We start from the raw sequence: 24713 nt of genomic DNA on the forward strand, positions 1-24713 counted from the left end.
TGTGGCGCATATCTGGTGATAAATAAATAAGGAAGAGAAAAAGATCTCTTCCTTATTGGTGAAATTTATAAAATAAACTGCGCTGCTAAAATAAACTGCGCTGCTTATTTTTTGTCCATGTCCGGAAGGGTGTTGTGCATATAGTCAGGAGCCGGTTTCAGCTCCGGCTTGCCACCATGGGCCTTTGGCTCGGATATATACTCAAAGGACTGGCCGTCCGGAGCTTTATCTTTCAGCCAGTTGAGATTCGCGCTTTGCTCTCCTTCCGAGAAGTTCATCAGCTGATGGGAAAACTCGGTTGCTTCCCACTGGGCCGGTACGGTGGATGGTGCCGTGAAGCCTTCTTTCTGCTCGAGTTCTTTAATCGCTGCTGCCCATTGGTTCTGGTGCATCGTGTCCCGGGCGAGTAAGAAGGAAAGCATCTGGCGGACACCTTTGTCTTCGGTCATTTCATACAGGCGTGCCACCTGAAGGCGTCCCTGCGATTCTGCGTTAAGATTGGCACGGAAATCACTGAGTACATTGCCACTCGCAATAATATAGCCGGCGTTCCAAGGGACACCGTTGCTGTCTTTAGGCACAGCTCCAAGTCCGGAAACGATCGCATGCTGAGGGTTCATGTCGCCCATAATGGATTCGACAATGGGATTTTTCGCTGCTTCTTCCTGTTCTTCCACAGGCGCGTCATCAAGCAGCTGGGCGATCATGGTCGCGATCATTTCGATATGGCCGAATTCTTCCGTGCCGGTATCCATCAATAAATCCTTATACTGCTCGTTGCCGCGGGTGTTCCAGCCCTGGAACATGTACTGCATCGCTACCGAGATTTCTCCGAACTGACCGCCGAGAATCTCCTGCAGCTTTTTGGCAAAGACGGGATCCGGACGATCTGGTTTCGCGTGAAATTGAAGCTCTTTACGGTGAAAAAACATAAATGAATAACCCCTTTTTGTAGTAAATAGTTAGTTGGTCTAATTAGGTGTGTATCGTCCGATCTATGAATAAAACAACATACTACCCTGGCGCCTGGTGGCCCGGCCTCCTTTCCAAAATCATAAAAAAGAGCCAGAAAAAGGAGGTGTCTCCCTTCTCTGGCTCATAACTCAGCTTTTTATCTGGTTATTCCCGCCATGCAATATGTTGTACTGCTTATGTTATAGCCAATAATCAAAAGGTTTAAACGTAGATGCTCTATTTATTTTAAAAAGCCTGCAGAATTTTTGAGCTGAGCAGATTTTAATAAGCCAGGGGGAAGTGTGCTAATATAGACCTGCTGTTATTGTGAGTGATCGAATAAGATAGTTAGAGAAAGGAGGGGGAAAATGAAGCTTGATACATTTACCCCGGGGCAGATATTTGAAACAGATGCATTCAGGGTAACGAAGGAGGATATCCTTCGGTTCGCGCGCGAATTTGACCCACAATATATGCATATGGATGAAGAGAAAGCTGCAGCAGGAAGATTCAACGGTATTATTGCCTCAGGTATTCATACGATCAGCATCACGTTCAAGCTCTGGGTGGAAACAGGGATGTACGGAGATGATGTCGTCGCGGGTACGGAGATGAATCATATTAAATTTATGAAGCCGGTGTACCCGGGCGACGAACTGCGGGCTTATGCTGAAGTGATGAAGATAGAAGCAAAAAGAGAAACGGAAGGTATTCTTACGGTGATGCTCAGAACATACAATCAAAAGAACATAAAGGTATTTGAAAGCGAATTGTCGGCCCTGATCAAACGTTAATTCCATATAGAAAAAGCCAGCCCGTTATCATAAAGGGCTGGCTTTTACGTATTTGCTATGAACCGCCGCCTTCGGCAAATTCACGAAGCCGTTTCAAGTGGATCGGGGCATCCATCTGATCATCAACGTTCATTTCAATAAAATGAAGTGTATCTTTCTGATCGATCTGTGTGACAGCCTCCTCTAAGTCAGCAGAGGTGGAGACACTTATCGTTTCAGCATCCGGGTAAAAGCTTTTCACAAGCTGCACGTACTCCCAACGCGGAATGTCATTGTAGCGGGCGTGTGTATTTTCTGTATTCAAATAACGTTCTACAGTGTAGCCGTCATTGTTTAAAAAGAAAATCACCGGCTTAAGATTCTGTTCGGCCATCGCGCTCAACTCCTGGGCGGTCAGCTGAAACGATCCGTCCCCGATAAATAAAAGCACACGCCGCTCCGGAGCAGCAAGCTGGGCACCGAAAGCTGCCGGCAGGGCGTACCCGATGCTCTGCCATGAGCCCTGGGAAATAAACAGCGTATTCTCAGGCAGGCGTACATGCGGCAGACCGTAGGAAAAGGTGCCGGTTTCAACGACAACAATATCCTCGGACCGGAGCGCTTTTTGAATAATTGGATAGTACGTTTCCGCCAACAGTCGTTCAGAATAATTTTCGGAAGGAAAATCGTAGAAGGACGGAAAATACCCTGGTTTTTCAAATGTACGGCACTCCATTAGTGTGAGGGCATCAATCACTTCTTCAACCGCGGTATTGTAACGGGCTTTGTTTTGAATGGAAATGTCCTGTGGCTGGATATCAATCCGTTTTTCCACCGGGAGATCGGCGGTGAATTTCGCCATGTTAAAGTCGGATTCAAGCAGGCCGGCAGTAATAATTAAATCGGCGTTTTCGACGTAATCACGCACCTGCTGGCTGCCGAAGGCACCGCCGTATATGCCAATGTAGAGCGGGTGCTGTTCATTAAATCCGCTTTTTCCCTGCATCATCTGGGCTGTTGGAATATTTAAGTGCTCCGCCAGCTGTAAAATCATGTTCTCCATATGATAGCGGGACGTAAAAATATCTACAAGCAGCACCGCTTTTTCTGCCTGAGCGATTGTTTCTTTCATCAGCTGGGCTGTTTCCTGCACGACCAGCTCATCGCTCGTATAAGAGAGCTCCTGCTGCACTCCCGGCATTTCAATGGAAGTGGCTGCTACGTCCTGAGGGACGTCAATATAGACCGGCCTTCGTTCGCGGACAGCGGAAGCGATTGCTTTCGGAATTTCTGCGGTGGCGTTTTCAGCAGTGATTTTCACTGCGTAGCACGTGATTTCCTGGTGCATACGAAGAAATACCGAGTAGTCACCGTCCATCAGGGTATGATGGGCTTTAACACCACTTTTCTGCATGGAAGAAGCAGGGGAGCCGACAATTTGAATTAAAGGGATATGTTCACTGTAGGCACCGGCTACAGCGTTGGAAGCGCTCAATTCCCCGACGCCAAACGTGGTGATCAGGGCACTGAGCCCTTTGACGTGCGCATACCCATCAGCGGCGTAGCCGGCATTCAACTCATTCCGGTTATCGACAAAACGTATGCCGCTGTGCGTTTCGAGTTCATCCAGCAGAGCGAAATTATAGTCGCCCGGTACGCCGAATATTTCTGTAATGCCTTCTTTTTCAAGGCAGTCGTATAAAAAGGAACTGACTGTTTGTTGTGCTGCCATAATGTACCTCCTGAACTGGATAATAATAGCCTGTTCCCGTATCAGCGGAAATTTAGACATAAACCAGAAGGAGAATTGCCCGCAGCAGTAAATAAATACAAAAGAACCGCGCTTTTATAATGTGGTAATAATCGGTCCGTCCTTAGTAAGAATAATTGTATGTTCATATTGAGCCACATAGCTGTCATCAGTCAAAAGGGTCCATCCATCGTCAGACTGGAAAACCTCCTCTTCAGATGTAGAGATAAAGGGCTCAAGGGCAATAACGGTCCCGTCCTTAAAAATTTCATCGTCCCAGCGGGAAAAGTAGCTGAAAATATGCTCCGGCGGCTCATGAATCGAGCGCCCGATACCGTGGCCGGTAAGGTTTTTAATAACAGTCAATCCGTGCTTTTTAGCTACATTGTGTACAGCCTTTCCGAGAGTGCTTTTTTTCGATCCCGGCTTTGCCTTTTCCAGCCCGGCCTCAAAAGCTTCTTTCGCAGCGTCACAAATTTTTTGTAAAGCTGGTTCAGCATTACCGACCACAAAGGAAACTCCGGTATCGGCGAAATAACCATTCTTCGAGCCTGAGACATCAATATTGATAAGATCTCCTTCCTGAATGGTCCGCTCGCCCGGTATCCCGTGCGCCACTTCTTCATTGATGCTGATGCACGTCTGACCAGGGAAATCATACACTCCCTTTGGAGCAGATTGGGCTCCTGATTGTTCGAAAAGCTCTTCTGCAATATCGTCAAGTTCCTTTGTTGTGATTCCCGGTTCAGCTGCCTGAACCAATTTATCTCGAATCGCTCCGCATATTTCACCAATTTCCCGTAATCCCTGAAAATCTTCTTCCGTTTTTGCAATCATTGTGTATCCTCACTTTTTAAGCATTTTATGATGAACATTTCATATAGATTCTATCATAAAAAAATTTATGGGGAAGCTGCCTGTGTGATGAAAATGTCTTCATTGTTTGGGCGGCTTCTTTTTCGTGAATAAATACTAATAAGAAAGGACGTGATTGGTTGAATCGTCTACAATACGAAAAATCGCCCTATCTCCAGCAGCATAAAAACAACCCGGTGGACTGGTATCCATGGGGGACGGAGGCTTTTAAAAAAGCAGAGGCAGAAAACAAACCATTGATGGTCTCTATTGGCTACTCGACCTGCCACTGGTGGCAGAATCTAAATGCAACTAAATTAATGATTAATTATGAATAAGGAAGGGGGGATTTTTGTATGAAAACTTATATAGAAACAGAAGAATTAAAAAAGTTATATTTAACAAAAACAGAACTAGAAAATCTAATAAAAAAAATTATGCTTAAGTTCAATAATATAGGTGAAAATGTTATCAAGATAGAAACAAGAGTCGGAAATACAAAAATTTATGGAGAGTCTATAGAAGAGATAATACTCTCCGAACAAGTCCCCAAAAAAACTGATAATCTTGAAATCATTTGCTTACATACAGGAGATTTGCAACATTCAGAATTTATTAGCGTCGTAATTAGAAATGGTTATTGTATTATAACTGTTCAGGGTAATAACGAGGATTGGACACTCGGTGCTGTTAATTCATTGAAAAAAGAGTTAAAAAAACAAAAAAATTGGATTCTAAAATACCATATAGATTCAATTTCTCATTTTTTAATTATATTTTTTCTTATAAACCAATTGTACTTTTTTTGCATTGATTTTTTCGAATATACTTATAGTGAACTTGTAATTTCATTACTATTATTAATCATGACTTTAGCAATTTATATATTAATTGAACTTAAAATTTTATTTCCACCTGTGGTTATTTATTTAACTGAAGAGCTAAAGACAGACCCTAATATTACCATTGGTATTATTAGTATTATATTCAGCGTTCTTTCCAACTTAATTACTATATTATTAACAAGTTAAGTTAGTGAATTTAATAAATTTTTTAGATTGGAGTGATATTTGTAATGCCATTATTCAAAATAGTGGGGAGAAGAGTTACTACAATTGAGTTACAGAATTTTTTAGCTTATGTTGAAAATAATGAAATATATTTCAACTCTGAATTAAAGAAAACTGAAGAAATTTTACGCTCGATGAAATATAGAGATGAATTATCTGATGAAGAATTTGATAATGTTCTTGATGAAGCGGTTGATAATCATAATTTCTATAATGAAGTTTTTCCTGAAATAATGAGAAATTCTACTTTAATTAGCTTGTTTTCTTTTTTCGAAAACACTTTAGTTTCATACTGCGAAAAATATAAAGGAAGTGAAAAGAAACTTGAAGACATGAATGGCGGTAGTACAATTGATAAAGTTAAGAAGTACATAAAAGAATTTATAAATAAAGAATTTGATTCGAATAGTAAAGAGTGGATGTTTATAAAAGATTTACAAAAAGTAAGAAACTGTATTGTACATCAAAATTCAATTATTGAGGATAGTAAACATAAAAAAGCTATATACAATATAATAGAAAAGAATAGCAAATTAGAAATTTATAAAGGAAAAATTATTATAAGGGAGGGGTATTTAGAAGAAGCAATTAGTAATATGCGAATATATTTTAATAACTTTAACGAAGCCCTCTAAATAGAGGGCTTTTGAATTTTACATAAATTCGATTTTTAATCTTATTTCATCATCGACCCTATCATAATAGATACAATCAATAAGTTCCTTCAGGTATTCGTTCGTTTCAGAACTGAACGGGTCAGTAAGATCGTATTCCCGTCTAGCGATTTCCAGTCGTTCAATTTTATCCTCAAGCGATTCCGTTGAAGCATAAGCAAGTTCTTTTTCCGCTTCACGAAGTTCCCGCTGTTTTTCTTCGATTTTAGCCGTCTGTTCTTCGTGCTTTCCGTTCATTTCTTCCTTATCAATCATTCCGTCAATAAACAGCGACTTAATACGTCCAATGCCTTCCTTCAGCTTATCTATTTCCGTATGCAATCCGCTAATTTTTCGATTCAGGCGTTCCACGGAATCGTTTTCCCCCATATCACGCTTTTCCATAAGACGGGGAATGTATTCTTCGATATTTCGACGCACATAATCAAGTACAATGCTTGCGTCACAGCCACGGCAATTACAACGATTTCCGAAAGGGTCAGGCGTTATGCACGTTCGAACGTAGCATTTCCAACCTGCTTTAACGAGTTGCTTTTTCGTGAAGTTCATCAGGGCGTTACAACGATTACAGCGCATTAAGCCTGTTAAAGCGTAACCTGAATAACGTGCTTTAGGCGGAATCCTCCGCTTTTTCGTCATTTGTATCTGAATTTGTTCATAAACGTCTTTGCTGATAAGCGCAGGGTGAGCATCGTCCACGACAACCAACCATTCGTTTTCAGGCTTATAACGTAAAGTCTTGGATTTCTTATGCTTATGCCCGCTTCCTTCGCTTTTGCCGTAGACGATACGTCCTACATAAGTCTGATTCTGTAAAATACGCCCTATCTTGGTAACGGTGAAATAATCGTTCCTTTTCGTAGTAAAACCAAGCCGATTCATTTCGAACGACGTGTTATCCATCGAATAACCCTTTTCGTGATAAAGGTAAAAGATCATTCGAACGGCTTTCGCTTCTTCTTCGTTTATAATCAGCTTCTTTGTCCTATGGTCATAATCATAGCCTAAAGGCGGCGTTCCATTTACCCAATTTCCAAGACGGGCAGAACGCAATTTTCCTTCATTCAGACGCTTCTTCGTTTGTAAATATTCGTAACGCCCTAAAGTCGCCTTAACGTCATTCATAACGTTCAAGGTGAATCGGAAGGTGAAGTAAAACCACTTGAAGACGTTGATAAAGAGTTTATGGAGACAGAAATTGTAAAAGAAAAAACTGATCGTGATTTTGTTGAAAATGCAAAAGGATTTCAAGCTATGCAAGTTAAGGCGGAAAACGTTGTTAATTAAAAATAGCGACTGGCAGAATATAAAGAAAGAACATAAGATGTTAATGCTCGAAGGGTTGATTGCGAAAACTAAACGAAAGAAAGTTTACATGTACGTTTCCCGTTAAGGAAGCATACTTTTTTTATGTTATATTTACAAATAAATCAATTTTTTTTGAACTGAATAAGGTGGGAATTGCATGAGTACATTAATGGAGGAAAGTAAGGGTCTTTATCATATAATAAGAACGTTATCGCCTAAAGAAGAAAATGAAATATTAAATCATGCTGAAAATGTAAATTACATAAATAAACAAATTAGTTTTTTTCTAAATTTAGATACAGCTTACAAAGAATATTTAAATTGGGAATCAGAACGTAATCATTATAAATTAGAGAGGTTTGTTATAAATTATTTGAGTGCTTTCGGTGAGTTTATTAATAAGTGGGCTAAATATGCTAAAAGAAAGCAAAAAGAAAATAGTTATAGTGTATTATTCGATTATTGGGAAGAACTTCGAACATCGCTATTTGATAGAAGTTTTGAATACAAACTTGTATATGAATTAAGAAATTATACTCAACACGGTGGAGAGCCTTTTACAAGTATAACTTCTTCGGAAAACGGAGACTCCATACATATGGATAAAGATTTTTTCATTAAAGATTACACTGGCATGAGTAAACATTTAAAAAGAGAATTAAATAAAATGGACGAAAAAGAAATATCAGTGAATAATGCTATTGAGAAAGTGAATAGTGAGTTATATCGCTTACAAGAGTTGATGTCTTCGAAATCAATGGAAGAAGAATGTGAAGAAAATGAGGAAATTTTAGCAAGTGCTGTTTGGATAATGGACTTCTACAATAAAAACCAAGAAAATAATGGAGAATTGCAAATTAATTTTACGGACACTACCTCTGCTTTAATAAGAGGCGATGATTCACTGCATTTTAGTACGACTGAAATACCTTCCAAAAATGCAAAATTTATTGCAACCTCCATTAAAGCTGAATTTTATTTGAGAGGGGAGAAATTTGCTAAGTCTCCAGTCTTGCCCTTTGAATTAAATAATACTATTTACAGAGGAAAAAAAGTAGGTTTTCACCGAAGTATAGAGTGGGAACAAATTCTTGAAAGTGAAAACATAAAAAATAAAAAATACTATGCTCTATATGTTCCAAAAGTTTTGAATAACGAAGAAAAGAAGCGAATAAGAAAAGAATATTTAAATACAATGAGAAGTTATTTAAAAGAATAAAATTGGTAAAAGTTAAAATTTGTTTATATGTTAATCCAATTAAATCGTGCTAGATTAATTTACTTTTTCGATTAAAAATTTGTGTGTTTATGTTTATGTTAATATTACATATAAATCAAATTTTAGAATAAGGTGGGAAAAATATGGCTTCTCTAGTTGAATTTGAAGAAAATAAAATTTCTGTATTAAGAACATTGTCTCAAGAAGAAGAAGAAACAATATTAGGCTATATAGAAGACGTAAATTTTATAGATCAAATTAGAGGGTTCTATCAACATTTAACCGTAGCTTATAACGATTACTTAAATTGGAAGAGTGAACGAGACCGATTCAAAAAAGAAAGATATGTTATTAATTATATAAGCGCTGTCAGTGAATTTGTGGAAAAATGGGAAAAATACTCAAAAAGAAAATCTGAACGTAATGAAAATAATAAATTGGCAGAACATTGGAAAGAGCGTATTACAAATTTATATGATAATAGTTTTGAGTATAGATTTTTATATAACCTTAGAAATTACACTCAGCATGGTGGAAGCGCAATTACTGGGACAAATTCATCTGTAAGTGGTGACTATCTTTACATGAAGAGGGAAATGTTTTTGAATGATTTTAAAGTACAAAAAGTTTTGAGAGAAGATTTAGAAGCTATGGAAGATAAAAATATTGTAGTGAACACTGCCATTGATAAAGTCCATAAAGAATTAGAAGAATTTCAAAATGCAATGGCTACAAAAGATTTAGAAGAAGAAGATAACAGCGGGGATAGCCAGAAGATTTTATTAAGTTCGATATGGGTTTTAGAATTTTATAATAATAACCAAATCGGATATGGGAAATTAATGTTGGATTTAAATGATTCACAAGAGAAAGTTAATCAAGGGGAGGAAAGTTTTCAATTTCAATTTCGTGAAATACCTTATGAATACGCTAAAGGACTAGTAAGGTCTGCATATATTGACTTTTATCTAAAAGGAAATGAGTTTTTTAATTCTTCAAACATTCCTTATGAAGATAACGGAAAAATTTATCAAGGTGCAAAAGTATTTAAAGCCAATGGAGTTGAATGGGAAAAGATTAAAGAGATTGTTAATATTGAAAATAATAAATATTGTGCCTTATATGTTCCAATCGTTCTAAATAAAGATGATAAAGAAGATTTAAATTATCAATTTTCTAATTCTATGGAAAGATTTATACAAGATAAATCATAGTCAAAACAAATTTCTGTCTTGATTTTTTGTAAATTTTGAAAATAAATATATGAAGCGAAAACATTAATTTCTAATTTCAGACGAAGCAATTGATAACTTCAATTTAGCGTGGAATAGAAGAAAACAGGCGTCTTCCTAAATGGAAGGCGTCTTTTTATATCGTAGAATAACGGGTAAAGGAAACGTATTCCCTTAAAAAATCTATAACGGCACACCGACGCCGTTCAACCAAAAGGGAACGCACACAAAAATTTGAAGACGAAAGGGTTGTTGATCTATGAAGGAATTTCTTGAACGTGAACGTTACAGTGAAACGTACAATTGGTTATATCACGAAAAGTCTCCATATTTACAGCAACACGTTAAAAACCCTGTTAACTGGTTTCCGTGGTGCGCTGAAGCTTTCCAAAAAGCGAAACGAGAGGGCAAGGCATTGTTGGTTTCCGTCGGCTATTCTTCCCCCTTCGGGGTTAACTAAATGAATTAAAAATAAGAAGATTGGTTGCAATTAAATCTTGTCATTGGTGCCATGTAATGGAAAAGGAGAGCTTTGAAAATGCAGAAGTGGCAGCGGTCTTAAATGAAAAGTATGTACCGGTAAAGGTAGACCGGGAGGAGCGCCCGGATGTAGACGCCATCTACATGTCAGCGTGCCAGGCTATGAACGGGCACGGCGGCTGGCCGCTGAATGTCTTCATTACACCGGATCAGAAGCCTTTTTATGCAGCCACCTACATTCCGCGGAACCAAATGGGCAGCATGCCCGGGATTATGGACGTCCTGAGCCAGCTTTCAGACATTTACCGGGATGACCCTGAGCGAGTGGCACAGGTGGGAAATGATATTTCCAAAGCACTAAAGCCGCGGGCTGTGGAAACGAGGCAGCTGAATATCAACAATGTGCACACAGCGTTCCGTGCCTTTACGCAGCAATTTGATTCCTCGAACGGCGGATTTGGGTCCGCCCCGAAATTTCCAAGTCCGCATATCGTAATGTATCTGCTGCATTACTATCATCAGTTTGAAAGCGAGGGAGCGCTGTACATGGCCACCTCCACGCTCGATGCAATGGCTTCGGGAGGTATCAGAGACCATATTGGCGGCGGGTTTTCCCGTTACGCCACAGATGAAGCGTGGCTTGTGCCCCATTTTGAAAAAATGCTGTACGACAACGCGCTGCTTCTGATGGCTTATACGGAGGCCTACCAGCTGACAGGTCAGACGAGATATAAGGAAGTGGTGGAGGAAATAATCGAGTATGTTCATCGGGATCTCACCCATGAAGAAGGAGCGTTTTTCTGCGGGGAGGATGCCGACAGCGAAGGGGAAGAGGGGAAATTTTACGTCTGGACCCCGGAGGAAATTGAAGACGTGCTCGGGGAAAAGCGAAGCGAACAGTTTGCGATTGAATACGGTATCGACCCGGCTGGAAACTTTGACGGAAAAAGCATCCCCAACCGGATCAACCGTCCGACTGCCGGCTGGAGTGATGCCGAACGTCAAGAGGCGCTGCAGGCCTTATACGAACACCGGGAAAAGCGTGTGCGTCCGTTTCGGGATGAAAAAATACTTACGTCCTGGAATGGCTGGATGATAGCCTCTATGGCTAAAGCTGGGCGGGTGTTCCAGGAGGAAACATGGACAGGGTTCGCTGAGCAGGCGTACCGTTTTATTGAAAACCGGCTTCAGGATCAAAGCGGACGGTTCAAAGCCCGCTGGAAGGATGGCGACGTGCAGTACGATGCATATGTGGATGATTATGCCTATATGATATGGGCAAGTACAGAGCTTTACGCTTCGACGTGGAAGCCGGAATATATTGAGAAAGCATCCGCCTGGGCAGAAACGATGATTGATTACTACTACGATCAGGAAAACGGTGGGTTCTTTCTGACCGCATCCGACGGGGAATCACTTCTGTTCCGGCCGAAGGAAGCTTTTGACGGAGCCGCGCCTTCTGGAAACAGTGTAGCTGCAGTACAGCTGATGAGACTGGCCCGTCTTGCTGGCAATATGGAATTTGAACGAACAGCCGAAAAAACATGGGAAGCTTTTTCGGCTTCGATCGAACAGGCGCCAACTGCCTTTGGACATCTCATGCAGGGGCTGGTGCTTTTTCACGGAGACAGAAAGGAAGTAGTTATACGACCTGCGCAGGATGACGAGGCGTTTCGGGTGAAAACATACATCCAGCGCGCGTTTCATCCAGAAGTGACAAGTGTGGTCGCCGAAGAAAATACTGATCTCAGTCGGGCGGCTCCGTTTGCAGAAGACTACCCCGTGCAGAAAGGAAAGACTACTATTTACGTCTGCAGGGACTTTTCCTGCCATGCGCCTGTACACAGTACAGAAAGCATGAAATATTTATTCGGTGTCAGGCAGGATGAACAATGACCATTATAACGGTGGAAGCAGAAAACAATGTGTGGATTCCGGATCTGTCCGAGCGGCTTAAGCGTTATTTTCCCGAGGCCAGGCTGATCGAGCGTCTTGCGGAAATTCCTGAGGATCCGTGGGAGTGGGTCGAGGCTGAACGACAGCGGAACCGTGAGGCAAAGCAGTGGGAAGAAGAAGGAGTACCGGTCATCGTGGAAGGAGACGTGCTCGCTCCTTTTATGAAAGCCTGGATGAACTATTTCCGCAAGCCCTGGCCCGAGCTTTATGAGCTCGATGATTATTATCGCAAGCGTCTGCAGGACTTTCGGCTTCATCTGTCGCAGCGGTATGTGTTCATCCAGCAGGAGGAAAAGAAAAAGTGGCGCTGGCCGAAGCGGAAATCTCCGCTTGAAGAAGAGAAGGAAGCCAAATACCGGTACTACAACGGAATGAAGTCGCATACGCCAGAGCTGATAGATCTGGTGGCGTATGACTGGCTTGGAACGTATCCTGAATATCTTGAACAGCACTGGCCGGCAGAACATCCCAGACGGGAGTGGCCGATGCATCTGTATGAGTTTATGATTTATTTTGCAGCGAATCAGCGGGCGTGACAAATGTCACTCCCGTTTTTTCTATCTTAGTTTAAAAAGTGATACAATAGCATAAGTATGCAATGAAGGGTTCTGAGAGCATGAGTGCCGTTGTGGAATTTGTTTTAATCGCAGTAATTATTTTTACCGGAAGCTTTATTCAGGGCGTCAGCGGCTTTGGTTTCGGGCTGTTCGTGATGAGCTTTGTGCCGTTTTTCTTTACGCTGCAATTCAGCTCACTTCTCGTTATTACTCTGTCGGTTATCACCGCACTGAGCATTATAGGTAAGGTGTATAAGCACATTCAGTGGGCGCAGCTCGGATATCTGCTGGCAGCTACTGCAGCAGGAAGGTTTGCAGCTTTTTTTATTCTACATAACTTTGGAGAAATGGACATTCTGAAAAAAGTACTTGGCTTTGTGCTTCTAGGCATGGTTGTGTATACCTTTGCCCAAAAGCCGGAGAAAAAGCTGCGGACGGTGTCGAAGGTGATTCCGCTGGCACTTGGTTTTTGCGGTGGGCTGGTAGGAGGCGTTTTTGGCGTTGGCGGGCCTTTTTTCGTCGTTTATTTTCTATTAACAACAGCCAACAAATATCATTATACAGCGAACCTGCAGATTACATTTCTAATCGGAAGTCTTTTGACGGTCTTTGCCCACGCGGGTGCCGGCGACTTTTCGAGGGAGCTGCTGCTTTATATTCCTATAGGAATCGTATGCGTGCTGCTTGGCACAAGCATTGGCATTCGCTATTTCGAAAAGCTGCCGCAAAAGCACATTCGTACGCTCACGGCCGTCATTATTGGCATAGCAGGCCTCAATATGCTGTTTTTTGCTTAAAACTAAAATGGAAAGGAGAACTCCCTGATGCCGAGGCAGCGAACGATTGACCGCAGAACGCTTTTTCAGGAAACGGAAAGGTTAATCATGGATGAAGGCTACCATTCCTTTCATTTCAAAGCCCTGTCGGAGCGTCTCGGGGTGGCGAGAAGCACCATTTACAACTATTATGCTAAAAAAGAAGAATTAGTGACGGCCTATATGCTCGACAAGCTTGAGCAGGTATTTTCCCAGCTCGATGAAGCCGACCGGCAGACGGACTTTTCAGTGCGGATAAGGGCCTATATCCGGGTATGGGTGCAGCAGGCATCAGTTCATCAGGCATTTGACATTTTCCCGGTCATGGACCACCATGCTTCGGCCCAGGTGGAAATAAATGTAGAGCAGCTCCAGCAGTATCTGGGTCAACTGGGGAGCCGGGCGTATACACTGATCGAAGACGGGAAAAGGGTAGGAGCCATCCGCGGGGATCTTCCGACGCATGGCATCACGCGGATGCTGATGGTGGCGGTGCAGGCCCCGGACCCGTCCCTAAGTGAGGAAGAATGGGTGGAGACTATTTATAATATTTTTTTAAACGGCATCAAGCGCCCGTAAATAATTTTTAAATTTAAATGACACTAGTGTCATTTTCGTTCAAAACGACGTATACTGAGGGTAATGATACTGGGGGGAGAAATGTGAAAAAAATAATTGCAAAACCAAAGCTGATTTTATTATTTATTGTGATGCTCATTATTGTCGGCACACTGTCTTTTTTCCAGCTGCCGCAAAAAGAAATTCCATCAACAAATCCACCGGTGGGCCAGGTAACCACGGTTTACCCCGGAGCCTCGGCAGAAGAAGTGGAAACAACGGTCACGAACCAGCTTGAAGAAGAGCTTGATAATGAATCGGCCACAGTGTCGATTTCTTCAGTGTCTTCACCCGGGCTGTCGTCCATTACTGTAGAGCTTGATGAGAGTACGGAAAATCCGGAGCAGGTATGGAACAGTCTCGAGCAGAAGCTGTCGCAGGTAAGCACCTCGTTTCCGGATGACGCAGAAGAGCCGTCCATCAACAGTGAGCTGAGTCAGCAGGGACTCGCTATCTACCAGCTGACGGTAGAGGAAGAATCGGTTCCGGAGGCGGTGCAGCTCATTGAGAGCTGGGAGCAGCGGTTCACCGGAATACCTGATATCGACAGTCTGGAAATCACTGGCGACGTGGAGCGTGAACTGCAGGTCCGTCTCGACAGTGAAGCAATGGAGGAGGAAGGGCTGCAGTCCGGTCAGGTTATCGGGGCGCTCTCCTCCGCCTCGGAAGTCGTTCCACCTGGAGAATGGCAGCAGGACGGGGAATTGTATCAGGTGGAGCTTGAAGCACTTGAAAACGTAGCGGACTGGGAAAGCATTGAAATAAGTCCGGGTCAGCAGGGCAATGGGGAAAATGCCGTGCTTGGCGATGTCGCAACAGTAGAAAACACATACGCTCCGATCGAGGAACAGGTGGAGTATAATCAGCAGTCGGCTCTGTCGGTAACATTCTTTCTCGCGGAAAACGCGAGCGTGCCACAGGCGCAAAGCAATTTAGATGAAGTGATAGCGGATTTTGAACAACAACTGCCCGAAGGGATGGAGCTGACCCAGCTCTATACGCAGGGCGAGGTCGTGGAGGATTTATTTTCAAGTCTGGCGATATCCTTTGTAGTGGCATTTGTATCAGTATTAATCGTATGCTCCATCGGTCTGCGGATCCGGACCGCGCTGTCGGTAGCCATATCGATCCCGGCAGCGCTTGCGATCGGGATGATTCCTCTTCCGTTTACGGATGTTGGCCTGAATCAAATTTCTTTAATTGCTTTTATTATTTCGCTCGGGATTCTTGTGGATGATGCGATTGTTGTAAATGACAACATTGACCGCCGGCTCCGGATGGGCGACAGTCCAATTGACGCAGCCAGCAACGGGTTGCGGGAAGTGCTTGTCTCGGTTGTCGTATCGACGCTTGCCGTCGTATTCACTTTTTTCCCGCTTTTATTTCTTCCAGGCGCGGCGGGTTCATTTATCCGACCGCTGCCTGTCGTACTGATTACGGTATTGATATCGTCTACGCTGCTTGCGATCTTTTTTATCCCTATTTACCGGGGCATTGTAGAGAAAAGAAGAAAAAAGAAGGACAAGCGCCCGTCGCCGGGATTTCTGGGCACATTTCTTGACCGCTCAGCGAAGTGGTACAGCAAACGCGTGCTGGCGCGTGTCGTGAAACGGCCGGTTATTGTGTCGCTTGCCGGCCTGATACTCGGAACCTCGGCATTTGCGCTCGTCCCTTACACGCCGCTCGAGTTTTTCCCGGATACGGAACGGGAGGAAGTATTTATCGAAGCCTCTGTGCCGGAAAACACCCCGCTTGAAGAAACAGAAGCGGAGGCGGAGGAAGTCAGCAGCTGGCTGGAGGACCGAGAAGGAGTAACGTCGGTATCTTCATATGCAGGGACGGAAATCCCTACCGTATTTTCGGGAGGATCGGGAAGCGGCGCCGCCGGGCCAAATGATATGAATTTTCTCGTATACGTAAACCCTGAAGAAATTCCGGCAAGGGAAGGAAGCGAAATATGGCCGGGAGAGATTCGAAACACCTTTGACAACGTCGAAGCCCAGGGGTCGATTGTTGAATCGGGTCCTCCGGTGGGAGCCCCAATTGCCGTTGAGCTCTCCGGCGAAGAAACGGATGAATTATTTTCTGCAGCAGCGGAGGTGGAAGCGCTGTTTGCAGAAACAGAAGGTGTTGACTTAGCGGTTTCGAACGCCAATCAGAATGTAAACCAGTGGCGATTTGAGCAGGACAGGGAAGCCCTGGAAGGTACAGGTGTAACCAACGAAACCATAAGTACAGAGCTCCGCCTGCTCGGGGAAGGAATGCCGTTTGGTCAGTGGAACGCGGATAATGAAGTCATACCAGTTCAGGTAATGTACGATAACGGGGAGCAGGTAACAAGCAGCGACCTGGATCAAATCGTTATGGCCAGAGACGAAGGCGGAGAAGCGGTTACTTTAAATGACCTGGGACGTGGTGTAGAGGAAACGACGACTTCCGCTATCCCGCACGAAAATACGGAACGGACCATTACGGTCCGTGCTTATCCGGGAGATGCTTCCGAGGACGAAATTTTAGCGGAAGCCGAGGATTCTCTTGACTCAATTGAAAATGAGTACGGCGGTGTGAACGTCCAGGTAGGTGGCGAAACGTCCGAACGAAACGATGTATTTATTGATATTGGACAGATATTCATCGTCGTGGTGTTCCTGCTGCTCATATTGTTTGCGCTGCAGTTCTATTCGCTGCGTATCCCGTTTATCGTTTTGAGTGCAGTGTATGTAGCAATTGCGGGGGTCATTCTCGGTTTGTTCCTGACACAGACAGGGCTAGGATTCATGTCGATGATGGGTGCAGTCAGCCTCGCGGGTATCGTCGTACGGAACGCGGTCGTTATGATAGAATTTATGGAACAGCGCATACGAAGCGGTGAGTCCGTGCGGACAGCCGTCGTGGCAGCCGGAGAAGAGCGGTTCCGGCCGATTCTGTTGACGAGCCTGACATCCATCGCCGGTCTTCTTCCGATTGCTCTGGGGGACAATCCATTGTTTCAGCCGCTCGGAACAGCAATTGTGACGGGTCTTGTCTTTTCGACAGTACTGACGCTTTTATTGGTGCCAGCCCTCTACACCTGGAAAACAGAAAGCGACCACAAACGGCGTGCGCAAAAATCAAGGAAATAAGGTGAATGGCATTGAGACAGCTCGCGATAATTCCCTGCGGGGCGAAAAAAGCCTGGGACACAGAGCCGGATCTTGGGCCCCTGCCTGTGGAGCACGTCTACCAGAGTACGTTCCATCAGCTGTGCCGGGCTTACGCAGAGGCATTCGCTGACCAGTGGGCCGTGCTCTCTGGCAAACACGGTTTTATGTACCCACAGGAGCTTATTAACACAAATTACGATGTTACATTTGGAAAAGGACAGCAGGAGGAAATCTCCCGGGCTTACTGCATGCGGCAGTGGCAGGAAAAGCAGATGAATGAATACGACCGGTATGTCGTGCTGCTCGGCAAAAAATATGATCCGGTCATCACGAGGATAGTGCCCATGGAGAGAACCGTTTTTCCGCTCCGGGAATACCGCGGGATGGGATACATGCAGCAGGCGTTAAAGCAGGCGGTAGAAAGTCATAACCCGCTTCCCCTTCACGCCCGGGAAGAAAAGTCATGATGGAAACGATCCTGTTTTTTCTGACAGCAGCTGTCGTCTTAACGGCACTTACGTACACACCGGTGCTCGGCACCTATTTATCTCTGTTTCAGACAATGGTACACGAAAATGGGCATGCCTTCATGGCGCTTGCCACCGGCGGAAAAGTGCGCTCGATCTCTTTATTTTATACGAGGGAGGGACTTGCTGAAACCGGTCATAAAGGGAAGCTTGGCCAGGCACTCACAACGTTCGCCGGCTACCCATTTGCAAGCGGGATGGCTCTTCTTTACAGCTGGGTATTTACCTCCGGCTGGTACAGCGGACTCATGATAGCCCTCGTAGCTCTGTTCATTTGGAATACGCTTCTCTGGGTGCGTAATCCTGCCGGGATCATCTGGGGACTGGCAGCTTCGGGCGGGGGTCTGTACCTGCTCATTGAAAATATGGTCATGCTTATGATGTGGATTATGTTTATCCTCGGCGTACTTCTGGTTATTCAATCAGTCAGGTCGGCCTGGATCATTCTGCAGCGGAGTCTGCAGATGCCGGGGGACGCCGGAGATGCTACCGGAATGCACCGGGTGAGCCGCATCCCCGCGCAGGTATGGGGTGTACTCTTTTTTACACTGGCGCTTGCAGCTGCCTGGTTTTCAGCAGGTTTTTGGCTGCAGTGGGACAGTTCCATATTGATTCAGGGGGAAAACGCTTAGTCGTTTTCTCATTTTTTTATGCAGAAACGGGCGGCGTTTACAGCCCGAAGCTGTTTTTATAAAAGGAATACTTATAAACCGGAAGCATACTTTGAAGTGAAAATGGGAAAAGTCGAAGAGAGAAAAAGAGTTTTTAGAAATGAGGGAGAGCGAGTGACCGAGACCATCAATGCCAGTCAAAAAGTATTAGCTTCCGTTGATAGGCTGTGGGAAGAGGAAATAGAGTTTTTACAGACAATCGCGCGGTTTCCGAGTACGATCGAATATGAAGGATCGCTTCAATTATACTTAAAGAATTTTTTTCAGAACGAGCTGGAGATGGACGTGGAAACAGTAGATGTCGATGAAAAAGAAATCAGCTCTCTTCCGGGGTACTCCCCAAGCGAGTGGTCCTACGCGGGCCGGCCGGTAGTAGTGGCGAAGGCACCGCGCAGTTCCCGGAACTCCGAAGGCAGCAGTTTGCTTTTCCAGGGACATGTGGACGTTGTAAGTCCTGAGCCAAAGCACAAATGGAGTGTGGATCCATGGGGAGCGCAGCGTATTGGAGACCGCCTTTACGGACGAGGGGTGCTCGATATGAAAAGCGGTGTGGCGGCAATGATTTATGCCTATAAAGCCATACGGGATGCAGGCTACGAACCGGCAGCTGATTTCTCCATCAAAACCGTTATCGAGGAAGAGGCAACAGGCAATGGGACGCTCGCTGCAGCGAATGCTGGGCACCTGGCAGATGCCGTTCTCATTCCGGAACCGTTCGGGCAGTGCCCATCCACCGCCCAGCTCGGAAGCCTCTGGCTCCGTATTCATATCGATACGAGCAGCAATTTGCAGTCGGATCAAACCGGTGTTGGAGCGAATGCCATCGAAAAAGCACAGAGCGTGATTGAGGCTCTGCAGAGCTACCGGGAATACGTCAACCGGGATGATCAAAAGCCGCCGGAATTTGCCCATATGAAAGAGCCGATCGACGTGGAGATAGGAACGATGCACAGCGGGGACTTTGCCTCCAACATTCCTGTAGAAGCCACACTTGAGGTTCGTTCTGCAGTTTATCCGGGGAAGGACCCGTCCGAAGGCAAGCAGGATTTAATCGATTGGATTCTTGATAAAACAAAAGATGATGAATGGCTTCGTGAGCATCCTCCGGCCTTTGAATCCTTTGGCTTTCATGCAGAGGGTATGGTGATGCCCGAGGATGACCCGCTGTTTGCCAAGCTCGATGAAGCCCATGAGCTAGTGACCGGAAAACAATGCGGCAGACAGGCGATTCCGGTGACAACAGATGCCCGTTATTACGGCCTTTATTATGATACGGCCGTTACATGCTACGGACCATCAGGGGCAAAAATGCACGAACCGGATGAATGGGTGGACCTTGAAAGTGTAAAAAACGTAACGAAAGTGTACGCAGACTTTTTAATCCGCTGGTGCGGCATTTATAAAAAGGAAGGGGAAAGCTGATGAGCTATTCGCGTGCTCTGATTGTGATTGACTACACGATGGATTTTGTAGCGGAAGAAGGCGCACTCACCTGCGGGGAGCCGGGCCAAAAAATCGAAAGCGCTATTTATCAATTAATCGAAACGTATCAGGCCTCGGATGATTTTGTCGTATTCGCCCTCGACCGCCACGAAGAAGGTGATGAGTATCATCCGGAAACGAAGCTGTTTCCTCCCCACAATATAGCTGGAACGAAGGGAAGGGACCTGTATCGAAGCATTCAGAGTCTGTATGAATCTATACGACATCAGCCGAATGTTTGGCAGGTGGACAAAACAAGGTATAGTGCCTTTGCAGGAACAAACCTGGAACTGAAATTAAGGGAACGGAGCATTGCCGAGCTTCACCTTGCCGGCGTCTGTACCGATATCTGCATTCTTCATACAGCAGTGGATGCCTATAATAAAGGCTTTGATATCGTCATTCACCAGGATGCTGTAGCAAGCTTTGACGAGGAAGGACACGCGTTTGCGCTAAAACACGCACAAAATATTTTAGGGGCGTCAGTCCAATAGAAAGGAAGAACATCATGACCGGACAAAACAGCCAGGGGCCGCTCGGCGTTGTGCATCAGCAGATCGCTGAAGCTTCCCGGCTTATTCAATTGCCAAACACTGTAGAAACGATACTGAAATATCCGAAAAGAAAAGTGGAGGTCCAGTTCCCTGTGGAAATGGACGACGGCCACACCCAGATGTTTACCGGCTACCGGACGCAGCATAATGATGTGCTTGGCCCGGTGAAAGGCGGGCTCCGCTTTCACCCGCAGACGGATGAAGAGGAAACGGAGGCGCTTGCCGCCTGGATGACGTTTAAGTGCGCGCTTGTGCAGATTCCACATGGCGGTGCAAAGGGAGGCGTCGTCTGTGATCCTTCCATGCTGAGTGACCGTGAGCTTCGCCAGGTCAGCAGAGGATACACTGAGGCCCTGTTTGACCTTCTCGGTCCTAATAAAGACGTGCCGGCCCCGGATGTGTATACGGATCCGAAGGTCATGAGCGTCATGATGGATACGTACTCCCGGATGGCCGGCGGTCACGAGCCCGGCGTTATTACCGGCAAGCCGCCTCTTGTAGGCGGTTCAAAAGCAAGAGAGTCAGCAACGGCCCGCGGCGCTGTATATATTATCGAAAAAATGCTTGAGCAGGAAAACAAACGTGCCGAAGACATACGCGTAGCCGTCCAGGGCTTTGGTAACGCCGGACAGATTGCCGCGAGACTGCTGTACGATTTAGGATGTAAAATTGTGAGCGTCAGCGACTCCAAAGCTGCCCTTTATGATGAAGATGGGCTTGATATTCCGAGAGCCCAGCAGGCAAAAGCAGGCAACAGCGGCCTGCAGGAGTATGGAGAAAACTATCTGCTCGAAAATAACATGGACATCCTTTATACTGATGCTGATATTTTGATACCTGCTGCCATGGAAGGCGTTATCACAAAAGATAATGCAGACCGGGTAAAAGCCCCGAAGATTATGGAGCTTGCAAACGGACCGACCACACCGGAAGCAGATCATATTTTAAAGGACCAGGGGCAGGCAGTATATCCGGATATCTTAGTGAATGCCGGTGGTGTTATTGTGTCGTATCTGGAGTCCGTTCAGAATCACATGAACTACTATTGGTCTGAAGATGTAATTAATGAACGGATGAAGGCATTTATACTCGAAGCATACGAACAGACGGAAAAATCGGCTTACGAACACAAGACCACCAACAGAAACGGTGCGATGATTTTCGCCATGGACCGGCTGCAGGAAGCAATGGAATACCGTGGCTGGATATAAAAAATTAACAAATTCTGCATGAATCTATAGTCACAGGGGAGTCAACAAGATAAAATGCTAGTGTGGGCTTTTCCGAAAACGGGAAGGAAACTGTTAAGAGTTCTAGGAGGGATTAGATGGATTGGTCAAAAGAATTTGATTTTCATAAAAACGATACGGAAGACAGTACAGCAGAAAAAATGAAACGAATCAGCAAATGTATTGATAAGCTCTGGGGGGATTTCGACGAAGTATTAACGGAAATTGTGGAGCAGGGCGGACTGGAAAAAGAAGACTACAGAAAACGGTTCAGGGATGAAACATTCATCATTGAACTTCTGGAGTCCGAGTTAAAAGGCTCTGTCAGCGGTCACTTTGACCGTAACATCGATGTTATGGTTGATTTGACACTGGATGAACCGAAAAAGAAATCGCTCAGCCAGGTATTCCTTCCAAACGATAAACTGTATTTGATCGACACGCGCAGCAACCAATGGGTGATTGCCGAAGCCGGCAAGAAGCCAAAAGACTGCACAAAGCTTGAGAAAAAGCATATCGAGCAGATATTCGCTCACATGCTCCGTGAATATAGAGTAACGAAATAACAAAACAGAAGAAAGCATCCAACTTGACGGTTGGGTGCTTTCTTTCCTCAAGTGCTTGTGAAAGGAAATCTTGACAGTGAGCGCATTTCCACGTATTCTTACATTTGTCTTTGTTCGTCGCAGCCAAGGTAATAGTTATACACATAAGCCCTAGTAGCTCAGGGGAAGAGCAACAGCCTCCTAAGCTGTAGGTCGCAGGTTCGAATCCTGCCTAGGGCGCCATAACATATAAGTTACCCCCCGGGCTCAGGCTCGGGGGTTTGTTGTGCCATACGGTGCGGTATAAAAGTTGCCTTAGAGAAAATATGTGTCTAAAAGCGAAAAAGGTTTGAAAAGACCGAACACATACATTAAAATTAAATTAAAGATTCTGACAAAAAGCAGGAAGGGAGCTAAAATGATTATTATTATTTTATCCCTGATGTTGTTTGCTGTGCTTACGTATCTGTTTTATGGACTGTGGACCACGAGTTCAGATGCAAAAGAAAACAGGCAGCTTTGTTCCCTGCTATATGGAAGCTCGCTGCTTGCGCTTGTACTATTAAATACATCCATGCTTTTGTGAAACTCCGCCCTGGCGGAGTTTTTTGTATTTCGTAGGGCTAAGCTCATAAATAAAACGAAAAATAAATAAAACCCTGTATCATCTTTGAGGTGTATAATATAGGCTGATAATTAGAAGCTTATATAAAATGGAGGGAGCTGTGGCGGGGGGCTGCAGTCATAGTATTATTTATCATATGAAACGCAATTGGAGTGGGGGACATGGGGAAATTTTATGTAATTATTACAGTGATTGGTCTAGGGGTTACCGGTTTGTTTGGATACCATTGGTATGATACAGAATCGAGCATTCAGACGATTCAGATTCACGAAGAGGTAAACAGCCTATCAAAAGAAGCAAACGTATCTTCGGGCTTATCTTCCTTTTCGCCCAACGACAGCGGGAAAGTGCGTTATTTTGGTATCAGTGAAAGATATATTCTGTCTCAAAAAACGGAGAAGAATAATTAAAGTAAACCTGCTGTAACAACAGCTGCCTGTTCTGCTTTACCTGGAGAAAATCAAAAAAAGCTGTTTGAAGTCCGTTCAGTTTTCTATAGAAAAACGTTAATGGTTGATTTTCAAAGCCCGTAATGTGAATATATAACTAAGAGAAGCTTTGACTGCAGATGGGGTTTATGAAAAGCAGGCGAAAAAAGCAGAAAAGAGCGATTATAACCGGCAGTGGGGCATAGACTGGGTCCTGCGCTCACGGAGTGGGTGTTATACGGTTATGTGCAGGGAGGAAAGATATTTTGACTTCAATTATAGCGCACCGGGGAGCTTCAGACCGCCGCCCGGAAAACACCATGTCGGCTTTCCACCAGGCTGTTACAGACGGGGCAGACGCAATTGAAACAGACGTGCAGCTGTCAAAAGACGGGGTTCCGGTACTGATCCATGATACGCTGTTGAAACGTACGACCGGCGCCTCCGGAAGCGTTCATGAATATACATACAAAGAACTGCAGGATTTAAGCGCCGGGGCGTGGATGCATAAACGGTACCGCAAGGAAAAAATCGTCAGTCTGGAACGGCTTCTGCAGGAAACAGGCATGGAGGAAATGAAGCTTGTGCTTGAATTAAAAAATTCCAACATTGCTCATAAAGGGCTTGAAGAAGCTGTGATTAACCTGCTGAACGACTATGAAAAAATAGAATCAGCTACAGTGTCAAGCTTTAACCACCGGTCGATGGCCTACGTTCGGGAGCTGTCGGAAGATATCAATATCGCTATTCTTTACGCGGTACACCTGTACCGACCGTGTGAATATGCGAAAATCGTCGGGGCTACAGAGCTCCATCCTCATTATCGCACGATTGATAAATCCTGGATTGACGACGCTATTAATTCGGATCTCGAAGTTATCCCATATACTATTGATAAAAAAAGTGGGTGGAAAAGAGCAATAGATGCCGGTGTCACGGGAATTATTACAAATAAACCAAAGGCGCTCCAACAGTATTTGTATCCGCCTGAGCAGGCACCGCCGGAGGAACCGAAGCCCTCGGAACAAACGGAACCAGCGAAACTATCGGAACCATTGACTCAAAAAGAAGCTTCCAAAGAATGAAGCTTCTTTTTTTATGAGCAAATATAATTTCATTTAGCGAAATTGTTTTATTACTTATTAGAAAAAGAAGCCACCTTTTTTTACAAAGGGGCTCAGACTGTCGACAATGACTCTCATTTTAGAGCTTGTCGGCAGTTTTTTTCGTGCTATGATAAAAAGAAAT

General features: G+C 44.5%; 25 protein-coding genes and 1 tRNA gene. 22 read left to right on the forward strand and 4 right to left on the reverse strand.

Translation table 11 applies throughout. From position 1 onward, the window contains the following. Nucleotides 1-104 precede the first annotated feature (104 nt). Nucleotides 105-932 (reverse strand): manganese catalase family protein, encoded by an 828-nt coding sequence (locus Q9M42_RS14640; protein WP_322527202.1) that lies wholly within the window; start codon nt 930-932, stop codon nt 105-107. A gap of 390 nt (nt 933-1322) precedes the next feature. On the opposite strand from Q9M42_RS14640, the gene Q9M42_RS14645 reads away from it, so the two are divergent. Next, the gene (locus Q9M42_RS14645) at nt 1323-1748 is read left to right on the forward strand and encodes a MaoC family dehydratase (protein WP_322527203.1); all 426 of its coding nucleotides are present in this window, start codon (nt 1323-1325) and stop codon (nt 1746-1748) included. A gap of 55 nt (nt 1749-1803) precedes the next feature. Here Q9M42_RS14645 and Q9M42_RS14650 read toward each other — a convergent pair whose 3' ends face one another. Beyond that, nucleotides 1804-3459, reverse strand: a complete 1656-nt coding sequence (locus tag Q9M42_RS14650; protein WP_322527204.1) for an alpha-keto acid decarboxylase family protein — start codon at nt 3457-3459, stop codon at nt 1804-1806. Nucleotides 3460-3573: 114 nt separating this feature from the next. After that, on the reverse strand, nt 3574-4314 hold the full coding sequence (gene map, locus Q9M42_RS14655; RefSeq protein ID WP_322527205.1) for a type I methionyl aminopeptidase: 741 nt from the start codon (nt 4312-4314) through the stop codon (nt 3574-3576). A gap of 158 nt (nt 4315-4472) precedes the next feature. On the opposite strand from map, the gene Q9M42_RS14660 reads away from it, so the two are divergent. From Q9M42_RS14660 to Q9M42_RS14670, 3 genes are read left to right on the forward strand one after another with little or no spacing between them, the layout of a single operon-like run. Beyond that, nucleotides 4473-4670: a DUF255 domain-containing protein gene (locus Q9M42_RS14660; protein ID WP_322527206.1), complete on the forward strand. Its 198-nt coding sequence runs from the start codon at nt 4473-4475 to the stop codon at nt 4668-4670. An 18-nt stretch (nt 4671-4688) separates the two neighbouring features. Further along, on the forward strand, nt 4689-5363 hold the full coding sequence (locus tag Q9M42_RS14665; RefSeq protein WP_322527207.1) for a hypothetical protein: 675 nt from the start codon (nt 4689-4691) through the stop codon (nt 5361-5363). Between the two features lie 44 nt (nt 5364-5407). Continuing rightward, nucleotides 5408-6037 carry a hypothetical protein gene (locus tag Q9M42_RS14670; protein ID WP_322527208.1) on the forward strand — a complete coding sequence of 210 codons (630 nt, stop codon included), beginning with the start codon at nt 5408-5410 and terminating at the stop codon, nt 6035-6037. An 18-nt stretch (nt 6038-6055) separates the two neighbouring features. Here Q9M42_RS14670 and Q9M42_RS14675 read toward each other — a convergent pair whose 3' ends face one another. Then, nucleotides 6056-7201, reverse strand: a complete 1146-nt coding sequence (locus Q9M42_RS14675) for a recombinase family protein (RefSeq protein WP_322527209.1) — start codon at nt 7199-7201, stop codon at nt 6056-6058. A 340-nt stretch (nt 7202-7541) separates the two neighbouring features. Here Q9M42_RS14675 and Q9M42_RS14680 point away from each other — a divergent pair, with 340 nt between their 5' ends. The 18 genes from Q9M42_RS14680 (at nt 7542) to Q9M42_RS14765 (ending at nt 24550) form a co-directional block, all read left to right on the forward strand. After that, entirely contained in the window at nt 7542-8603 is a 1062-nt protein-coding gene (locus tag Q9M42_RS14680; protein ID WP_322527210.1) for a hypothetical protein, read from the forward strand. Nucleotides 8604-8746: 143 nt separating this feature from the next. Next, nucleotides 8747-9817 carry a hypothetical protein gene (locus Q9M42_RS14685; protein WP_322527211.1) on the forward strand — a complete coding sequence of 357 codons (1071 nt, stop codon included), beginning with the start codon at nt 8747-8749 and terminating at the stop codon, nt 9815-9817. 277 nt (nt 9818-10094) lie between these two features. Then, nucleotides 10095-10295 carry a DUF255 domain-containing protein gene (locus tag Q9M42_RS14690; protein ID WP_322527212.1) on the forward strand — a complete coding sequence of 67 codons (201 nt, stop codon included), beginning with the start codon at nt 10095-10097 and terminating at the stop codon, nt 10293-10295. A gap of 56 nt (nt 10296-10351) precedes the next feature. Beyond that, on the forward strand, nt 10352-12211 hold the full coding sequence (locus tag Q9M42_RS14695) for a thioredoxin domain-containing protein (protein WP_322527213.1): 1860 nt from the start codon (nt 10352-10354) through the stop codon (nt 12209-12211). Then, nucleotides 12208-12807 (forward strand): hypothetical protein, encoded by a 600-nt coding sequence (locus tag Q9M42_RS14700; RefSeq protein WP_322527214.1) that lies wholly within the window; start codon nt 12208-12210, stop codon nt 12805-12807. Before Q9M42_RS14695 ends, Q9M42_RS14700 begins: the two co-directional genes overlap by 4 nt. A gap of 80 nt (nt 12808-12887) precedes the next feature. Further along, a complete protein-coding gene (locus Q9M42_RS14705) occupies nt 12888-13625 on the forward strand; it encodes a sulfite exporter TauE/SafE family protein (protein WP_322527215.1) in 738 nt (245 codons plus the stop codon). A 27-nt stretch (nt 13626-13652) separates the two neighbouring features. Further along, nucleotides 13653-14222, forward strand: a complete 570-nt coding sequence (locus tag Q9M42_RS14710) for a TetR/AcrR family transcriptional regulator (protein ID WP_322527216.1) — start codon at nt 13653-13655, stop codon at nt 14220-14222. 83 nt (nt 14223-14305) lie between these two features. Next, nucleotides 14306-17383, forward strand: coding sequence for an efflux RND transporter permease subunit (locus Q9M42_RS14715; RefSeq protein WP_322527217.1), 3078 nt, complete (start codon nt 14306-14308; stop codon nt 17381-17383). A gap of 5 nt (nt 17384-17388) precedes the next feature. Next, nucleotides 17389-17871, forward strand: coding sequence for a DUF6884 domain-containing protein (locus Q9M42_RS14720; RefSeq protein ID WP_322527218.1), 483 nt, complete (start codon nt 17389-17391; stop codon nt 17869-17871). After that, entirely contained in the window at nt 17868-18563 is a 696-nt protein-coding gene (locus Q9M42_RS14725; RefSeq protein ID WP_322527219.1) for a M50 family metallopeptidase, read from the forward strand. The genes Q9M42_RS14720 and Q9M42_RS14725 overlap by 4 nt, the downstream gene beginning before the upstream one ends. A gap of 153 nt (nt 18564-18716) precedes the next feature. Beyond that, on the forward strand, nt 18717-20024 hold the full coding sequence (locus Q9M42_RS14730; protein ID WP_322527220.1) for an ArgE/DapE family deacylase: 1308 nt from the start codon (nt 18717-18719) through the stop codon (nt 20022-20024). Next, nucleotides 20024-20578 carry a cysteine hydrolase family protein gene (locus Q9M42_RS14735; RefSeq protein WP_322527221.1) on the forward strand — a complete coding sequence of 185 codons (555 nt, stop codon included), beginning with the start codon at nt 20024-20026 and terminating at the stop codon, nt 20576-20578. Before Q9M42_RS14730 ends, Q9M42_RS14735 begins: the two co-directional genes overlap by 1 nt. 14 nt (nt 20579-20592) lie before the next feature. Then, on the forward strand, nt 20593-21849 hold the full coding sequence (locus tag Q9M42_RS14740) for a Glu/Leu/Phe/Val family dehydrogenase (RefSeq protein WP_322527222.1): 1257 nt from the start codon (nt 20593-20595) through the stop codon (nt 21847-21849). 116 nt (nt 21850-21965) lie between these two features. Continuing rightward, the gene (locus tag Q9M42_RS14745; protein WP_322527223.1) at nt 21966-22433 is read left to right on the forward strand and encodes a hypothetical protein; all 468 of its coding nucleotides are present in this window, start codon (nt 21966-21968) and stop codon (nt 22431-22433) included. A gap of 147 nt (nt 22434-22580) precedes the next feature. Beyond that, nucleotides 22581-22655 (forward strand) — tRNA-Arg (locus Q9M42_RS14750). A 175-nt stretch (nt 22656-22830) separates the two neighbouring features. Next, nucleotides 22831-22998 carry a hypothetical protein gene (locus Q9M42_RS14755; protein ID WP_322527224.1) on the forward strand — a complete coding sequence of 56 codons (168 nt, stop codon included), beginning with the start codon at nt 22831-22833 and terminating at the stop codon, nt 22996-22998. A gap of 200 nt (nt 22999-23198) precedes the next feature. Continuing rightward, entirely contained in the window at nt 23199-23447 is a 249-nt protein-coding gene (locus Q9M42_RS14760; RefSeq protein WP_322527225.1) for a hypothetical protein, read from the forward strand. 284 nt (nt 23448-23731) lie between these two features. Further along, on the forward strand, nt 23732-24550 hold the full coding sequence (locus Q9M42_RS14765; protein ID WP_322527226.1) for a glycerophosphodiester phosphodiesterase: 819 nt from the start codon (nt 23732-23734) through the stop codon (nt 24548-24550). The last annotated feature ends 163 nt before the right edge of the window (nt 24551-24713 follow it).

The organism is Marinococcus luteus, assembly GCF_034497705.1.
Classification (GTDB): Bacteria; Bacillota; Bacilli; order Bacillales; family Marinococcaceae; genus Marinococcus; species Marinococcus luteus_A.

Coding starts and splice junctions, on each gene's coding strand:
- Q9M42_RS14640 (WP_322527202.1), bottom strand. CDS start 932: ATGTTTTTTCACCGTAAAGAGCTTCAATTTCACGCGAAACCAGATCGT.
- Q9M42_RS14645 (WP_322527203.1), top strand. CDS start 1,323: ATGAAGCTTGATACATTTACCCCGGGGCAGATATTTGAAACAGATGCA.
- Q9M42_RS14650 (WP_322527204.1), bottom strand. CDS start 3,459: ATGGCAGCACAACAAACAGTCAGTTCCTTTTTATACGACTGCCTTGAA.
- map (WP_322527205.1), bottom strand. CDS start 4,314: ATGATTGCAAAAACGGAAGAAGATTTTCAGGGATTACGGGAAATTGGT.
- Q9M42_RS14665 (WP_322527207.1), top strand. CDS start 4,689: ATGAAAACTTATATAGAAACAGAAGAATTAAAAAAGTTATATTTAACA.
- Q9M42_RS14670 (WP_322527208.1), top strand. CDS start 5,408: ATGCCATTATTCAAAATAGTGGGGAGAAGAGTTACTACAATTGAGTTA.
- Q9M42_RS14675 (WP_322527209.1), bottom strand. CDS start 7,201: ATGAATGACGTTAAGGCGACTTTAGGGCGTTACGAATATTTACAAACG.
- Q9M42_RS14680 (WP_322527210.1), top strand. CDS start 7,542: ATGAGTACATTAATGGAGGAAAGTAAGGGTCTTTATCATATAATAAGA.
- Q9M42_RS14685 (WP_322527211.1), top strand. CDS start 8,747: ATGGCTTCTCTAGTTGAATTTGAAGAAAATAAAATTTCTGTATTAAGA.
- Q9M42_RS14690 (WP_322527212.1), top strand. CDS start 10,095: ATGAAGGAATTTCTTGAACGTGAACGTTACAGTGAAACGTACAATTGG.
- Q9M42_RS14695 (WP_322527213.1), top strand. CDS start 10,352: ATGGAAAAGGAGAGCTTTGAAAATGCAGAAGTGGCAGCGGTCTTAAAT.
- Q9M42_RS14700 (WP_322527214.1), top strand. CDS start 12,208: ATGACCATTATAACGGTGGAAGCAGAAAACAATGTGTGGATTCCGGAT.
- Q9M42_RS14705 (WP_322527215.1), top strand. CDS start 12,888: ATGAGTGCCGTTGTGGAATTTGTTTTAATCGCAGTAATTATTTTTACC.
- Q9M42_RS14710 (WP_322527216.1), top strand. CDS start 13,653: ATGCCGAGGCAGCGAACGATTGACCGCAGAACGCTTTTTCAGGAAACG.
- Q9M42_RS14720 (WP_322527218.1), top strand. CDS start 17,389: ATGGCATTGAGACAGCTCGCGATAATTCCCTGCGGGGCGAAAAAAGCC.
- Q9M42_RS14725 (WP_322527219.1), top strand. CDS start 17,868: ATGATGGAAACGATCCTGTTTTTTCTGACAGCAGCTGTCGTCTTAACG.
- Q9M42_RS14735 (WP_322527221.1), top strand. CDS start 20,024: ATGAGCTATTCGCGTGCTCTGATTGTGATTGACTACACGATGGATTTT.
- Q9M42_RS14740 (WP_322527222.1), top strand. CDS start 20,593: ATGACCGGACAAAACAGCCAGGGGCCGCTCGGCGTTGTGCATCAGCAG.
- Q9M42_RS14745 (WP_322527223.1), top strand. CDS start 21,966: ATGGATTGGTCAAAAGAATTTGATTTTCATAAAAACGATACGGAAGAC.
- Q9M42_RS14755 (WP_322527224.1), top strand. CDS start 22,831: ATGATTATTATTATTTTATCCCTGATGTTGTTTGCTGTGCTTACGTAT.
- Q9M42_RS14760 (WP_322527225.1), top strand. CDS start 23,199: ATGGGGAAATTTTATGTAATTATTACAGTGATTGGTCTAGGGGTTACC.